Annotated in this window: 12 protein-coding genes; 3 read left to right on the top strand and 9 right to left on the bottom strand. The window is 66.5% G+C overall.

The annotated features are described in order from the left end of the window. Positions 1 to 40 precede the first annotated feature (40 nt). The 9 genes from C4S71_RS18800 to C4S71_RS18840 form a co-directional block, all read right to left on the bottom strand. Positions 41 to 1,141: an amino acid ABC transporter permease gene (locus C4S71_RS18800; RefSeq protein ID WP_086509149.1), complete on the bottom strand. Its 1,101-nt coding sequence runs from the start codon at positions 1,139 to 1,141 to the stop codon at positions 41 to 43. Between the two features lie 10 nt (positions 1,142 to 1,151). After that, complete coding sequence (locus C4S71_RS18805) at positions 1,152 to 2,342, bottom strand: amino acid ABC transporter permease (RefSeq protein WP_086509148.1); 1,191 nt, start codon at positions 2,340 to 2,342, stop codon at positions 1,152 to 1,154. Positions 2,343 to 2,451: 109 nt separating this feature from the next. Beyond that, positions 2,452 to 3,480: an amino acid ABC transporter substrate-binding protein gene (locus C4S71_RS18810; RefSeq protein ID WP_103970188.1), complete on the bottom strand. Its 1,029-nt coding sequence runs from the start codon at positions 3,478 to 3,480 to the stop codon at positions 2,452 to 2,454. A gap of 297 nt (positions 3,481 to 3,777) precedes the next feature. Next, positions 3,778 to 5,334: an alkyl hydroperoxide reductase subunit F gene (gene ahpF / locus C4S71_RS18815; protein WP_103970189.1), complete on the bottom strand. Its 1,557-nt coding sequence runs from the start codon at positions 5,332 to 5,334 to the stop codon at positions 3,778 to 3,780. Positions 5,335 to 5,508: 174 nt separating this feature from the next. Continuing rightward, positions 5,509 to 6,072 (bottom strand): alkyl hydroperoxide reductase subunit C, encoded by a 564-nt coding sequence (gene ahpC, locus C4S71_RS18820; RefSeq protein WP_010625824.1) that lies wholly within the window; start codon positions 6,070 to 6,072, stop codon positions 5,509 to 5,511. 128 nt (positions 6,073 to 6,200) lie between these two features. Further along, on the bottom strand, positions 6,201 to 6,605 hold the full coding sequence (locus C4S71_RS18825; protein WP_103970190.1) for a ribonucleotide reductase subunit alpha: 405 nt from the start codon (positions 6,603 to 6,605) through the stop codon (positions 6,201 to 6,203). 110 nt (positions 6,606 to 6,715) lie between these two features. Continuing rightward, entirely contained in the window at positions 6,716 to 8,668 is a 1,953-nt protein-coding gene (locus C4S71_RS18830; protein ID WP_103970191.1) for a M1 family metallopeptidase, read from the bottom strand. Between the two features lie 8 nt (positions 8,669 to 8,676). Beyond that, a complete protein-coding gene (locus tag C4S71_RS18835; RefSeq protein WP_103970192.1) occupies positions 8,677 to 9,846 on the bottom strand; it encodes a ChaN family lipoprotein in 1,170 nt (389 codons plus the stop codon). A 53-nt stretch (positions 9,847 to 9,899) separates the two neighbouring features. After that, the gene (locus C4S71_RS18840) at positions 9,900 to 11,201 is read right to left on the bottom strand and encodes an MFS transporter (RefSeq protein ID WP_103970193.1); all 1,302 of its coding nucleotides are present in this window, start codon (positions 11,199 to 11,201) and stop codon (positions 9,900 to 9,902) included. A 190-nt stretch (positions 11,202 to 11,391) separates the two neighbouring features. Here C4S71_RS18840 and C4S71_RS18845 point away from each other — a divergent pair, with 190 nt between their 5' ends. The 3 genes from C4S71_RS18845 to fdnG all read left to right on the top strand — a co-directional run bounded on the left by C4S71_RS18845 (position 11,392) and on the right by fdnG (position 15,017). After that, the gene (locus C4S71_RS18845) at positions 11,392 to 11,811 is read left to right on the top strand and encodes a hypothetical protein (protein ID WP_086509141.1); all 420 of its coding nucleotides are present in this window, start codon (positions 11,392 to 11,394) and stop codon (positions 11,809 to 11,811) included. Positions 11,812 to 11,948: 137 nt separating this feature from the next. Then, positions 11,949 to 12,542, top strand: a complete 594-nt coding sequence (locus C4S71_RS23075) for a molybdopterin-dependent oxidoreductase (protein ID WP_086509140.1) — start codon at positions 11,949 to 11,951, stop codon at positions 12,540 to 12,542. Positions 12,543 to 12,554: 12 nt separating this feature from the next. Continuing rightward, positions 12,555 to 15,017 (top strand): formate dehydrogenase-N subunit alpha, encoded by a 2,463-nt coding sequence (gene fdnG / locus C4S71_RS18855; RefSeq protein WP_103970194.1) that lies wholly within the window; start codon positions 12,555 to 12,557, stop codon positions 15,015 to 15,017. Positions 15,018 to 15,034 lie beyond the last annotated feature (17 nt).

Here is a 15,034-nt window from a genome sequence, read left to right on the forward strand (position 1 = left end):
TTGCCGGCCTTGGTTGCTTGTTCAGTCATTGTTCTCATTCCTATCTCTTATGGCCGGTGTGCAGCTTCCGCTCCAGGTACTGGCTGTAGCGCGACATGCTGAAGCAGAAGATCCAGAACATGAACGCGGCGAACACGTAGCCCTCCAGGGCGAAGCCCAGCCAGCGGGAATCCGACAGCGCCGCCTGGACGATGCCCAACAGGTCGAACAGACCGATGATCATGACCAGGGTGGTGTCCTTGAACAGCGAGATGAAGGTATTGACGATGCCGGGGATCATCATCTTCAGCGCCTGAGGCAGCACGATCAGGCCCATGCGCATCCAGTAGCCCATGCCCAGCGCCGCCGCCGCCTCTTCCTGGCCGCGGGGAATCGCCTGCAGGCCGCCACGGATGACCTCGGCCATGTAGGCGCTCTGGAACAGGGTGATCCCGATCAGCGCCCGCACCAGACGGTCGACGCTGACGCCGGTGGGCAGGAACAGCGGCAGCATGACCGAGGCCATGAACAGGATGGTGATCAGCGGCACGCCGCGCCAGAACTCGATGAACACCACGCAAAAGCTCTTGACGATGGGCATCTGCGAGCGCCGCCCCAGGGCCAGCAGGATACCGATCGGCAGGGCCGCCACCATGCCCACCACCGCCAGGATAAGGGTCAGCATCAGCCCGCCCCAGCGATGGGTTTCCACCACACGCAGCCCGAAGTAGCCGCCGTAGAGCAGGAAGAAGGCAAACACCGGGAAGGCCACCAGCGTCGCCAGGGCCACCCAGCGCTTGAGGGGCAGGCGCGGGATGGCCAGCCAGGCGATCAGCACCGCGAAAGTCGCGAACACGATGTTGACCCGCCACAGCTCAGTACGCGGATACAGGCCATAGATGAACTGTGTCAAACGCGCGTTGACGAACACCCAGCAGGCCCCTTCGCGAGAGCAGTCGTCACGGCTGGTACCGACCCAGTCGGCATTGATGAAGGCCCACTGGATCGTGGGTGTCAGCAGCACGTACAGCAGGTAGAGCCCGAGCAGCGTAAAGACGGTGTTCACCGGCCCGCTGAACAGATTGATGCGCAGCCAGGCGATGGGCCCGACCGTATTGCCGGGCGCCGGACGCGCCTCGATCATCTTGTGTTGAACAGTCATGGCGCCTCTCCTAGCGTTCCACCAGCGCCACGCGGGCGTTGAACCAGTTCATGAACATCGACACCAGCAGACTGATGATCAGGTAGACCGCCATGGTCATGGAGATCACCTCGATCGCCTGACCCGTCTGGTTGAGCGTGGTGCCGGCGAATACCGAAACAAGGTCCGGATAGCCGATGGCGGTGGCCAGCGAGGAGTTCTTGATCAGGTTGAGATACTGGCTGGTCAGCGGCGGAATGATCACGCGCAGCGCCTGCGGCACCACTACCAGGCGCAGCACGAGTTTCTGCGGCAGGCTCAGCGCCTGGGCCGCCTCGGTCTGGCCATGGGGAATCGCCTGGATGCCTGAGCGCACGATCTCGGCAATGAACGACGCCGTATAGATCGAGAGTGCCAGCCACAGCGCCAGGAACTCGGGAATGATGGTGATGCCGCCGCGGAAGTTGAAACCGCGCAGCTCCGGTACGTCCCAGGTGACGGGCACGCCGGTCGCCACCAGCACCAGCATGGGCAGGCCGAGAATCAACGCCAGCGAGATCCAGCCGGCCGGCAGGCGCTTGCCGGTGGCCTCGTGACGGCGCTTGTTCCAGATGACCAGGGCGATGCTGGCCACGATGGCCACGACAAAGGTCAATGGAATCAGCCCGAAACCCGATTCGAACAGCGGCTCCGGCAGGTAGAGGCCGCGCACGTTGAGAAAGATGACCTCGCCGAGCGAGTAACTGTCCCGCGCCGCAGGCATGGCGCGCAGCACGGCGAAGTACCAGAAGAAGATCTGCAGCAGCAGAGGAATGTTGCGGAATATCTCGATGTAACCGCTGGCCAGCCGCGCAATGAGCCAGTTGGGCGAGAGCCGGGCGATACCGACGATGAAGCCGATGATGGTGGCCGCAATGACCCCCAGGGCGGAAACCAGCAGGGTATTGAGCAGGCCTACCACGAAGGTGCGGCCGTAGGTGCTCTGCGATGAGTATTCGATCAGGCTCTGGCCGATGCCGAACCCGGCGGTTCTGTCCAGAAAGCCGAAGCCGGTGGTGATGCCACGGGCGGCCAGGTTGTCCTGGGTGTTGCCGATGATGTAGAGCAGGAAGGCGGCAACGGCGGCAATCAACAGAACCTGAAATAATAATGCGCGCTTGGCGCGGTCACGCCAGAAGGGCGGCTTTGGGCCCAATGTATGGGCCTTGGGACGAACGGACATGAAGGGACTCTCCGCCTGGATCCGTCAAGCAATCTTCAAGCCCCGGCCCGGGGTGACCGGGCCGGGGCACAGTTGGATCGAGGCACCTCAGGTGACTCGGGCGGTTGGATCAGCGGATCGGCGGAGCGTACTGAATGCCGCCGTTGGTCCACAGCGCATTGATACCGCGCTCGATCTGCAGCGGTGAACCCATACCGACGTTGCGCTCGAAGCTTTCGCCGTAGTTGCCCACTTGGCTGATGATGTTGTAGGCCCAGTTCGCATCGAGGCCCATGCCTTCACCGTAGTTGCCGTCCTGTCCCAGCAGACGGGCGATATCCGGATCGTCGGAGTTGCGCATCTCATCGACGTTTTCCTGGGTGATGCCCATCTCTTCGGCGTTGAGCATGGCGAACAGCGACCACTTGACGATGTTGAACCACTGATCGTCGCCCTGACGTACCACCGGTCCCAGCGGCTCCTTGGAGATGATTTCGGGCAGGATCACGGACTGGTCGGGATCGGAGAGCTGGATGCGCAGCGCGGCCAGCTGTGAGGTATCGGAGGTCAGCACGTCGCAGCGACCGGCCTCGTAGCCACCCACGGTCTGCTCTGAGGTGTCGAAAACGATGGGATCGAACTCCATGCCGTTGGCGCGGAAGTAGTCGGCCACGTTGAGTTCGGTGGTGGTCCCGGACTGCACGCAGATGGCGGCGCCGTCGAGATCCAGGGCGCTGGAGACACCAAGATCGCGGTTGATCATGAAGCCGATGCCGTCGTAGAACGTCACACCGGTGAAGTTCAGACCCAGGGTGGTATCGCGAGTGGTGGTCCAGGTGGTGTTGCGCGAGAGCACATCGACCTCGCCGGACTGCAGCGCCGTGAAGCGCTCCACGGCGTTAAGGGAGATGTAGCGTACGGCATCGGCATCGCCGAACACCGCGGCCGCCACGGCACGACAGACATCGACGTCCAGGCCCTGCCATTCGCCCTGATCGTCCGGCGCGGAGAAACCGGGCAGGCCGTCGCTGACGCCACACTGCACGGCACCACGTTGAATGGTGTTCTGCAGGGTGTTCGCCGAAGCCAGGGAGGCAGTACCCAGTGCCAGTACCGCTGCGGAAGTGGCCAGAAGCCACTTGTTCTTGTTGTCGCGCATGGAAAAAACCCTCGTTGGTTCTTGGTGTTCTTGAACGATGCATGCCTGAGCATGTGCCCAGCACCTTAGCAAGGTTTGTTCCAGGACGGGGATAGTGCAGGCAAAACTATTATTCAACGGTCGTAGAGAAGGCGATCCGGCCTGCAGTCATGCCTCATTTTGGTGCCCCAGGGGAGATATCGGCACGCCGCTGGCGCACGACGTTCAACGCCAGACGGCGCAAGCAAAAACGCCCCGCAGGTACGACCTGGGGGGCGCGAGATGGTGGATGCCTGCAGCGGGTCGCAGGCACCTGGGTCAGTGGCGAATCAGATAGTCGAAGGCGCCGAGGGCGGCCTTCGAGCCCTCGCCCATGGCGATGACGATCTGCTTGTAGGGCACGGTGGTGACGTCGCCGGCGGCGAAGATGCCGGGCACCGAGGTCATGCCGCGCTCGTCGATCACGATCTCGCCGCGCTGAGACAGCTCGATGGGCGAGTCGGTGAGCCACTCGGTGTTGGGCACCAGGCCGATCTGCACGAAGATGCCTTCCAGCTCGAGCCGCTTGATCTCGCCGCTGGCTCGCTCTTCATAGGTCAGGCCGTTGACCCGGGTACCGTCGCCGTTCACCTCGGTGGTGCGCGCGCCGAGGATGATCTCGACGTTGGGCAGGCTCTTCAGCTTCTTCTGCAGCACCGCGTCGGCGCGCATCTCGTCCATGAACTCGATCAGCGTCACGTGGCCGACGATGCCGGCCAGGTCGATGGCCGCCTCGACGCCGGAGTTGCCGCCGCCGATCACCGCCACGCGCTTGCCCTTGAACAGCGGACCGTCGCAGTGGGGGCAGTAGGCCACGCCCTTGTTGCGGTACTCGGCCTCGCCGGGCACGTTCATCTCGCGCCAGCGGGCACCGGTGGAGAGAATCAGCGTCTTGCTCTTGAGGCGCGCGCCGGATTCGAACTCCACCTCGTGCTCGCCGCCCTGGTCGGCGGCCGGGATCAGCTTGACCGCACGCTGCAGGTTCATGATGTCGGCCTCGTACTCCTTGACGTGCTGCTCGAGGGCCGCGGCCAGCTTGGGGCCTTCGGTGTAGGGCACGGAGATGAAGTTCTCGATGGCCATGGTGTCGAGCACCTGACCGCCGAAGCGCTCGGCCGCCACGCCGGTACGGATACCCTTGCGCGCGGCGTAGATGGCCGCCGCGGCGCCGGCCGGACCGCCGCCCACCACCAGCACGTCGAAGGCATCCTTCTCGTTGAGCTTGGCCGCCTCGCGCTGGGCCGCGCCGGTGTCGACCTTGGCCAGGATCTGCTCCAGGCTCATGCGCCCCTGATCGAAGGGCTCGCCGTTGAGGTAGATGCTCGGCACCGACATGATCTGGCGCTCTTCGACCTCACCCTGAAACAGCGCGCCGTCGATGGCGACGTGGCGCACGCCCGGGTTGAAGATGGCCATCAGGTTGAGCGCCTGCACCACGTCGGGGCAGTTCTGGCACGACAGCGAGTAGTAGGTCTCGAAGTGGAACTCGCCTTCGAGCGCCTTGATCTGGGCGAGGGTGTCGTCGCTGACCTTGGGCGGATGGCCGCCCACCTGCAGCAGCGCCAGCACCAGCGAGGTGAACTCGTGGCCCATGGGTATGCCGGCGAAGACCACGCCGGTCTCCTCGCCGGGACGGTTCAGGGCGAAGGAGGGCTTGCGCGCATCCATACCGTCCAGGCGCAGGGTGATCTTGTCGCACAGGGCGACGATGTCCTTCAGCAGCCCATGCAGCTCCTGGGATTTCGCGCCGTCATCGAGGGATGCGACGATCTCGAACGGCTGCGTGACCTTCTGCAGGTAGGCTTTTAGCTGACTTTTCAGATTGTCGTCCAACATGACAGCGGTTTCCTTCATGTCTGGGCTGGAAAATGGCAAGACGATGCTCTCAGCGCTGACGTGGCGTCGGCGCAGGCACGGGCTTGCACGTATCGGAAAATCGCCCGGGCAGCACATGCCCGGGCGGGAACATACACGGGATCGGAAGCGAGCCCGCGGGTCAGGAAAGATCGATTAGATCTTGCCGACCAGATCCAGAGAGGGCGCGAGGGTCTGCTCGCCTTCCTTCCACTTGGCCGGGCAGACTTCGTTCGGGTTGTTGCGCACGTACTGAGCGGCCTTCAGCTTGCGCAGGGTCTCCGCGACGTCGCGGGCGATGGCGTTGTCGTGGATCTCCAGGGTCTTGATCACGCCTTCCGGGTCGATCACGAAGGTGCCGCGCAGAGCCAGACCGGCTTCTTCGATGTGCACACCGAAAGCGCGGGTCAGCTGGTGAGTCGGGTCACCGACCAGCGGGAACTTGGCCTTGCCCACTGCCGGGGAAGTCTCGTGCCACACCTTGTGCGAGAAGTGGGTGTCGGTGGTGACGATGTAGACCTCGGCACCGGCCTTCTTGAACTCCTCGTAGTGCTCGGCAGCGTCCTCGACCTCGGTCGGGCAGTTGAAGGTGAACGCGGCCGGCATGAAGATCACCACGGACCACTGACCCTTCAGGTCTTCATTGGAAACTTCGACGAACTCGCCGTTGTGGAAAGCAGTGGCCTTGAACGGCTGGACTTCGGTGTTGATCAGGGACATTCAGTAATGCTCCATGTCATTTGATGGGTGATCCGAATACGGGGCATATCTTATCCATCGCAACCCATAGGCGAAAATTGATTGCCGCCATGGTTCCGATAAGGGTTCTCTATGGTGTCACCGAAACGCTATTGCAAGGCTATCGCCTCGCCCTGACGATTCAGCGCCAGGAAGCTCTGGGTATTGCCCATCTGCAGCGACTGCACCATACGCTGCAGATGGTTCTCGGCCTCTTCACTGGTGGGCGCCTCCCGGCCGCGGCCGGACAGCGCGCCGACGAAGACGACGTCCCACTCGATACCGGTGCGCTGCGACTCGGCCACCAGCGCGGCCATGTCGCTGAGCTCCTCGGGCGTCTTGTCGACGCACAGCACCGGGGTCAGCACGCCACCCTCGCCCTGCTCGAAGCGCGCGCGCTGCTCCTCGGTGGGGTTGTCCGGCAGCTCGGCGCGGGTGAAGACGAACAGCAAACGCTGCGGCTCGGGCTGACGACGCGCCTCGTCCAGCAGATCGGCAAAACGGGAAATGGCCAAGGCTCTCCTCCAGCAGATTCGGTGCGCTTTCGCGACATGATCGAGTCGTACGCCGGGCATCCGGCGGCTCCCGATACGATAGCGCATCGAGCAGCGCTGCGTGCAAGCGGTCAGGGCGACCAATCGACGCGCAGGGCCGTCTCCTCGAACGGCCAGGCGCCGGTGGTCGTCTCGTCGCCGTCCACGATCAGGTAGCCATGCGCCAGCTGGTGGCGCAGGCTGCCCAGCAGGCGCATGAGGGTCTCCCGGTCGTCAGCGCTGATTGCCGTCACGGCGGTGCCGGGCAGGGTCCAGGCCCGCGCCTGGCCACGTTGCCCCATGCTCCGAGCAACCTCAGCGACCCCCTGGTCTTCGAGCCAGTCAGCCACTTGCCCGGTCGAGCCCGCCACCAGCAGAGGCCGCGCATCCTCCGCCAGCGATGGCGTCTCGCTGGCCGCAGTCAGCGGCGCACCCAGGGCCTGCCTGACCGGCTCGGCCAGTGAAGCCTCCAGCGCCAGCAGCCGACTGGCGGGATCGAGCGTCACCCGGCGCAGGATCGGCGGGCCGTCCACCCGGCGCAGCAGGTCGAAGTCGGGGTCGACGAGAAGCGCGAGCGGCTCATTCTCCAGTCGCAGCGAGAAGCCGGCTCGCGCCTCTTCGAGCGCCACTCGGTGCCGCTCCACGCCGGCGGCGGTCTCGACCGTGAGCGGCACCTGGAGCGGCCAGGGTGCACCCGCCCCGCTCTGCTCGAGCACCCCCGCTATCGTCCAGCCATCCGATGTCTCGCGGCGGGTGGCCTCGACGGCCAGCGCCGGACGTCCCGGCCGCTGCACCCAGGCCTCGACGGACGCCTGCAGCGGCTCGCCGGCGGCCTCGCTCAGCGCCGCCGCGAGGTCGTCCCAGCCGGCCCGGCGATGCATATGGCGCTCGGCGAAGCGGCGCAGCCCCTCGTCGAAGGCCTCGTCGCCGATACGCTGGCGCAGCATGTGCAGCAGCATGGCGCCGTGCTGGTAGCCCAGCAGCCGCATGGCCGGGTCGCGCTGGCCGCGAAAGTCGGCCAGCCGGCGGTCGAAGTCATCCGGCAGCGCCGCCAGGTCGAGCAGCCAGCGGCGGCGGGTCTCCCGCGCCTCGCCGCGGGCCTCGTCGAGGGCATAGTCGGCCAGATAGGTGGTCAGCGCCTCGGACCAGTTGCCGCCGATCCCTTCGTGCCGGGAATAGTCGACCAGCACCCCGGCGCCCCACCAGGCGTGCATCAGCTCGTGGGCCAGCGAAGTGCGGGGGATGAACGGCAGCGGGATGACCCGCTCGCCGAGCAGGGTGAAGCCGGGATAGGCCAGCCCCACCGGGGCCGGCGAGGCGGCAATGGTAAAGCTGGCGTAGGGATAGGGGCCGACGCGCCGGGCAAAGCGCTGCAGGTAGTCGGCGATGTGGTCCAGGTAGGTTTCGGCGTGGGCTGCGTCCAGCGCCTCGGGGAACAGCGTGCGCAGGCGCACGCCGTCGACCTCGCGGCTGCGCTCCACCCACGGGCCGGCTGCCAGCTCCACCACCGCCGTGCGCGGATGCACGTGACGCACGCGATAGCCCTCCTCGTCGGCCCGGGGCTCGCCCTGCAGCGAGCCGGTACCCACCGCGCGCTGCCCCGGCGGCAGCGTGATCTGCAGGGTCAGCGAGAAGGGGCGGAGGTCGTCGAAGCGCGGATACCAGCCGCCGTGGGCCGGCAGCAGGCTGCCGCCGGGCGAGACCAGCAGCCGCTCGCCGTCCTCCAGCCGCCCCTGCCAGCGCAGCGTCAGCGACTCGGTACCCGACGGCCAGGCGAGCCGATGGCGGCCGTCGTCGTCAGCCTCGGCCGCGATGGCGTCGCCATCGGCCTGCGCAGCGACGAGCTCGAGGCCGGGCAGCAAGGTGAAGCCGTTCGACGCGGGCGGCGGCACCAGGGTCATCTCCCCCTCCAGGCTGCCGCTGCCGGGGTCGAGGGCGATATCGAGGCTGACCTGGGGCAGCGCTTCGGCCCGCGCCGCTACGATACCGAAAAGCAAGGCGAACGCTATCAGCCCGACAAGAAGCGAGCGCAGCGCGTTCGGCATGGCCCGGCTCATGGCGTGCCGTTGCCGTCGTCACGTGGCGGGAAGCGCGCCAGGATCTCGCGCCGCTCGCCGTTCCGCTCCACCTCCAGCGGCAGCAGGGTACCGGGGGGCTGACGCTGCACCAGATGGGTCAGGTCCGCAGGCCTCGTCAACACCTCACCGGCGGCCCGCAGAACGATATCCCCCTCCTCCAGGCCGGCCTGCTCCGCCACCGAGCCCTCTACTACGCCGTGTATCGCCACGCCCCGCTCGCCGGGCATCAGGTAGACCCCGAGCTGCATGGGTGGCTGCAACGCCCTTGGCGTCTCGGCCAGGGTGAACACGGCCTGCGCCAGCCCTTCAGGCGGCGGCTCGCATCCCTCCTCCACCGCCCAGGGCAGCAGGGTGGCATGGGCCTCCACACCCAGATCGTCGAGCTGATGGGGCACGCCGTGTTCGTACTGCAGGTGCCCTTGGCCGATCAGCCCCACCGTCAGCGCCCCCTCGGCGGCGGCCTCGGCCAGTCCGGCGGCCATGGCGCGGTCCCACACCAATTGCGCAGCGATGAAGCGCTCGAGGCTCTCCTCGTCGCCTGCGCTGGGGTGCTGGGCATGCACGGCGGCCAGGCGCTCGCGGTAGCCGGGCAGCGCCTCGGCCGGCGCGGTGATGCCGAAGCGCTCGTCCTCCGGCACTGCCTCCCAGCCATTGCCGGCCAGCCTGCCGCGCAGCTCGGGGGTAACGTTGATGGCCTTGAGCGGCACGCGGTGGAGACGCGCGAAGTGCAGGATCGGCAGGTAGAGCCCCGGGTCGAAGCCCCAGGCGCTGCGCCAGTGGCTGGCGGCGAGAAATTCCGCCTCGTCGAGCTCTCCCGCCACCCAGGCGTCCAGCGCCGGCTGGGCTTCGCGGGGCAGCATCTCCAGGCCGATCACCATGTTCGGGCGCAGGGCGTGCAGGCCAGCCAGGGTGTGCAGCTGCCAGCGGTGGTGATCCATGCGGTCGTGCTGCTCGCCGAGCAGCACCACGTCGCGCTCGGCGAGTTCGGCGAACAGCGCCGCCGAATCGAGCCGCTCGCCGCCGGGCTGGAGCCACTGGCCCGGCGGCGGGCAGCTGTCGGCCTGCACGGCCATGGGCAGCGACAGAGAAGCCAGCAGGCCCAGCGCATGGCCCAGCACATGGGACAGGGCGAATGAACGTCGCATCGGTCTTTTTTCTCCCTCCGAGGGCGTTCCCCATGATGGCGCATTCGCCGGCTTCAGGCAGCCTCTTCCCGCCTCGTCTCCGCCGCTTCCTCGAAGTGGAACTCCATCTGGGTCGGCTCCAGGCGCGGATCGAGCTCGGTGAAGTGCGGCGTCTCCAGGGTCGGCACCGCCACGAAGGGCTCCTGCTCGACCTCCTCCACCGGCTCACCGGGACGACGGCGCAGGCGCAGCGCCACGAACAGCGCCAGTGCCAGCGAGGCGCCGCCGAGGAACATCCACAGCCCGTCGGGGCCGATCGCCTGCATCACCAGCGAGGCCGAGAAGGGGCCGATGATCGAACCGATGCCGTACCAGATCATCAGCTTGGCATTGGCGGCAACGATCTCGCCGGGCTCCAGCCAGTCGTTGGTGTGGGCCAGGCTCAGAGCATAGAGGGTATGCAGCATGGCGGTATGGAAGCAGGCCACCAGCACCAGCAGCCAGAAATCGATACGCACCAGCATCGATACCAGCACGCCGGAGATGGTCATCACCACCGCCATGCCGAGGATCACCTTGCGCCGGTCGATATGGTCGGAGAGCCGCCCGAGCCCCCACTGGGCGAACAGCGCCACCATGGTGGTGATGGCCATGAAACGCGCCGTCTCACCGGTGGTGAGGCCGATCTCCTGGCCGTAGAAGGGCGTCATGGCGAAGAAGGACTGCACCATCAGCCCGGCGGTGAAGGCCCCTACCAGCCCCACCGGCGCGCGCTTGAACAGCGTCTTGAGGGGGATCTTCTGCGGCTGGATGTCGTGGGTCTGGCGCGGGCCGTGAATGCGCACGATCGACAGCGGCACCAGCGCCAGGGCGAACAGTATGCCGACCAGAGAGAACAGCGCCGGGCCGGCCGGGTCGGCCAGATTGAGCATCCACTGCCCGCCGGCCAGCGACAGGGTCGAGATGATCATGTAGATCGCCAGCACCTGCCCGCGATTGTCGTTGGTCGACTCCCCCGAGACCCACGACTCCATCACCATCAGCATGCCCGCCGTGGCCACCCCGCCGAGCAGGCGCCAGGCCAGCCAGGCCCAGGCGTCGACCCACAGGCCGTGGAGCATGGCGGTCACCGCCAGGATGCCGGCGCAGGCGGCGAACACGCGGATATGGCCCACGCTGCGGATACGCTTCTCCAGCAGATAGCTGCCCAGCACGAAGCCGAGCGAGAAGCTCGACATCAGCAGCCCCGCCATGTGCGAGGGGAAGCCCTCAATGGACATGCGTACCCCGAGCAGGGTCATGATCAGGCCGTGACCGAGCAGGAAGCTGATCTCGCAGACGAAGAGGATCGGAAGGGTGGCCGGTAAACTGCGCAAGACGTCACTCCATTGACGATGCCGGACGCGAAACGACTGCGACCGCCTCGGCATCCCACCGGGGCGGCCTGGCTCCAGTGTAGAAAGGCAAGGCGCGAGATTGCCACCATCGAGCCAAGGCGCCTCGCTGTCGGCCTCATTCGTCAGGGTCTACGCTGGGGGTGAGAGAGCGGCAGGCAAGGAGGCAAGCATGACAGCCAAGACGTTCGTCCCTCTGCTGGGGGCAACCATGCTCTGGTCGGCCACGGCACTGGCCACCGACCCGGCCACACCGGACGAGAGCGCCGCCGGCATGGACCCGGCGGAGATCACCGAAGCGCCGGACGTCACCACCGGACGAGCCGGCACCACCAGCGGTATCACCGGTGCCGACATGGAGGAGGAGGATCAGGGCAGCGGCAGCGGCGAGACCCAGGGCGACGAGCTGTTCCAGACCCCACCTGCCGCATCCGACGCCGGCCCGGCCTACGAGACACAGTCGCCCGAGCGCGAAGAGGACGGCGAAGAGAACGACAACGACGAAGTCATGCCCGACGAACCGCTGGGCGCCGACGACACCGGCCGACAGGAAGACGGCGAGCCCCAGGCCAGCGGCGACCAGTCGCCCTGAGCGAACCGTAGATCCGGCGCGTTACCGACGGAAACAAACCCGCCGCAAGCATGCGGTGAGAAGTCGCTACGCTTGTAAGAGACCGCTAGCAATAGACCATAACGACAGCATTGGGTAGGAACCAGGCAGGAGGCCTCATGACCCTCAGGGTTTCGCGCAGACAGTTCTTCAAGCTCGGTGCGGCGGGGATGGCCACATCCAGCATGGCGATGATGGGCTTCGCCCCGGACCCCGCCATCGCCTCGATCCGCCACTTCAAGCTCACCGGCGCCAAGATCACCCGCAGCAACTGCACCTACTGCTCGGTGGGCTGCGGCGTGCTGATCTACGCCCGCGGCGACGCCGCGATCAACAACATCGATGACATCTACCACGTCGAGGGCGACCCGGATCACCCGGTGAGTCGCGGCTCGCTGTGCCCCAAGGGCGCGGGGCTGCTCGACTACATCCGCAGCGAATCGCGACTGCGCTACCCTCAGGTGCGTGAGGCCGGCAGCAGAGAGTGGAAGCGGATCAGCTGGGACGAAGCCTTCACCCGCATCGCCCGACACATGAAGGACGACCGCGACGCCAACTTCATCACCGAGAACGAGGAAGGTCAGACCGTCAATCGCTGGACCACGACGGGCATGCTGGCGGCCTCGGCCTCGACCAACGAGACCGCCTACTGCACCCACAGAATCGCCCGCAGTCTGGGCATGGTGGTATTCGACAATCAGGCGCGCGTCTGACACGGACCGACGGTGGCAGGTCTTGCCCCAACATTCGGTCGCGGTGCCATGACCAACCACTGGGTCGACATTCGCAATGCCGACCTGATCATCGGCATGGGGGGCAACCCTGCCGAAGCGCATCCCGTGGGCTTCCGCTGGGTAATGGAGGCGCGCGAGCACAACGACGCCCGGCTAGTAGTGGTCGACCCGCGCTTCACCCGCACCGCCGCGGTAGCGGACTACTTCGCCGAGATTCGCACCGGCACCGACATCGCCTTCCTCGGCGGGCTGATCCACTACCTGATCGAGAGCGGTCGCTTCCAGCGCGACTACGTGCTCGCCTACACCGATGCCAGCCTGCTGGTGGCCGACGAGTTCGGCTTCGAGGACGGCCTGTTCAACGGCTACGACGCCGACAACGGCGAATACGAGATGGAGGGCTGGCAGTACCAGTACGACGAGGACGGTCACGCCCTGCGCGACGAGACGCTGCAGCATCCACGCTGCGTGTTCCAACTGATGCGCCAGCATTACAGCCGCTACACCCTCGACGTGGTCTCGTCGGTGTGCGGCACGCCGCGCGAGAAGATCCAGCACGTGTGGGACATGGCCGCCGAGACGGCGGCCCCCGACAAGACCATGACCTTCCTCTATGCGCTGGGCTGGACGCAGCACTCCATCGGCTCGCAGATCATCCGTACCGCGGCCATCGTCCAGCTGCTGCTGGGCAACATGGGCATGCGCGGCGGCGGGGTCAACGCCCTGCGCGGCCACTCCAACATCCAAGGCCTGACCGACCTGGGGCTGCTCTCCGACCAGCTGCCCGGCTACCTGACCCTGCCCGACGACGACGAGCAGGACTACGAGGACTTCATTCTCGAGCGCGCCCGCCCGCCGCTGGTGCCCGAGGAGATCTCCTACTGGCGCTACTACGAGCGCTTCCACGTCAGCCTGATGAAGGCGTGGTACGGCGACGCCGCCACCGAAGCCAATAACTGGTGCTACGACTGGCTGCCGAAGATGGGCGAGGACCTCTACGACATCCTGCACACCTTCGAGCGCATGCATCATGGCGAGATCAACGGCTACCTGTGCCAGGGCTTCAACCCGCTGGCGGCCTTCCCGCACAAGGCCAAGGTCACCGAGGCGCTGTCGCGGCTGAAGTTCCTGGTGGTGATCGACCCGCTGAGGACCGAAACGGCGGAATTCTGGATGAACCACGGCGAGTATCACGACGTCGATCCTGCCGCCATCGACACCGAGGTGTTCCGCCTGCCCACCACCAGCTTCGCCGAGGAGGACGGTACCATCGTCAACAGCTCGCGCTGGCTGCAGTGGTTCTGGCAGGCGGCGCCGCCGCCGGGTGAAGCCAAGCCCGACACGGCGATCCTGGCCGGCATCTTCCTGCGCATGCAACGGCTCTACCAGGAGGAGGGCGGCGCCTTCCCCGACCCCATCCTCAACCTGCACTGGCCCTACCGTCGGCCGGAGGAGCCGAGCCCCGAAGAGCTGGCCCGGGAGTACAACGGCTGGGCGCTGGAGGACGTCTTCGACGAGGACCGCAACCTGGTGGTACGCGCCGGCGAGCAGATCGAGGACTTCGGCTTCCTGCGCGCCGACGGCTCCACCGCCTGCGGCTGCTGGATCTTCGCCGGCTGCTGGACCGAGGGCGGCAACCAGATGGTGCGCCGCGACAACTCCGACCCCTACGGCACCGGGCAGACGCTGGGCTGGGCGTGGTCGTGGCCGGCCAACCGCCGCATCCTCTACAACCGCGCCAGCGCCCGCCCCGACGGCACGCCCTGGGCGGCCAACAAGGCCGTGGTGTGGTGGGACGGCGAGCGTTGGGTCGGCAACGACGTGCCCGACTTCCCCGAGGACTCGCCGCCCGAGGCGACTCAGGGCCCGTTCATCATGAACCAGACCGGACGCGGCCAGCTGTTCGCTCGCGACCGCATGAAGGAGGGTCCCTTCCCCGAGCACTACGAGCCCTTCGAGACGCCCATCGCCAGCAATCCGCTGCATCCGGACAACCCCCTGGCCAAGCACAACCCGGGGGCGCGCATCTTCCCGCAGGATCGCGAAAACCTCGGCACCTTCGAGGAGTTTCCCCACGCCGCGACCAGCTATCGCCTGACCGAACACTTCCACTACTGGACGATGCACAACCGGCTCAACGCCATCGCCCAGCCGGAGAAGTTCGTCGAGATCGGCGAAAGCCTGGCCCAGGAGCTGGGCATCGCCAAGGGCGACCGGGTGCGGGTCAGCTCCAAGCGCGGCCACATCGACGCGGTGGCGGTGGTGACCAAGCGCATTCGCCCGCTGCAGGTGGCCGGCAAGACGGTGCATCAGGTGGGCATTCCGCTGCACTGGGGCTTCCTCGGCGAAACCAAGAAGGCCCATCTGACCAACACGCTCACGCCCTCGGTGGGCGACGCCAATACCCAGACACCCGAGTACAAGTCGTTCCTGGTGCGCGTCGACAAGCTGTAGGCACAGGGCAAGGAGGC

It is taken from the genome of Billgrantia desiderata (genome assembly GCF_900108215.1).
GTDB lineage: Bacteria > Pseudomonadota > Gammaproteobacteria > Pseudomonadales > Halomonadaceae > Halomonas > Halomonas desiderata.

What these genes read in the sequence shown, in the direction of transcription:
- ahpC (WP_010625824.1), bottom strand. Translation starts at nt 6,072, where the DNA reads ATGTCCCTGATCAACACCGAAGTCCAGCCGTTCAAGGCCACTGCTTTC.
- C4S71_RS18830 (WP_103970191.1), bottom strand. Translation starts at nt 8,668, where the DNA reads ATGCCGAACGCGCTGCGCTCGCTTCTTGTCGGGCTGATAGCGTTCGCC.
- C4S71_RS18800 (WP_086509149.1), bottom strand. Translation starts at nt 1,141, where the DNA reads ATGACTGTTCAACACAAGATGATCGAGGCGCGTCCGGCGCCCGGCAAT.
- C4S71_RS18805 (WP_086509148.1), bottom strand. Translation starts at nt 2,342, where the DNA reads ATGTCCGTTCGTCCCAAGGCCCATACATTGGGCCCAAAGCCGCCCTTC.
- C4S71_RS18835 (WP_103970192.1), bottom strand. Translation starts at nt 9,846, where the DNA reads ATGCGACGTTCATTCGCCCTGTCCCATGTGCTGGGCCATGCGCTGGGC.
- ahpF (WP_103970189.1), bottom strand. Translation starts at nt 5,334, where the DNA reads ATGTTGGACGACAATCTGAAAAGTCAGCTAAAAGCCTACCTGCAGAAG.
- C4S71_RS18810 (WP_103970188.1), bottom strand. Translation starts at nt 3,480, where the DNA reads ATGCGCGACAACAAGAACAAGTGGCTTCTGGCCACTTCCGCAGCGGTA.
- C4S71_RS23075 (WP_086509140.1), top strand. Translation starts at nt 11,949, where the DNA reads ATGACCCTCAGGGTTTCGCGCAGACAGTTCTTCAAGCTCGGTGCGGCG.
- C4S71_RS18845 (WP_086509141.1), top strand. Translation starts at nt 11,392, where the DNA reads ATGACAGCCAAGACGTTCGTCCCTCTGCTGGGGGCAACCATGCTCTGG.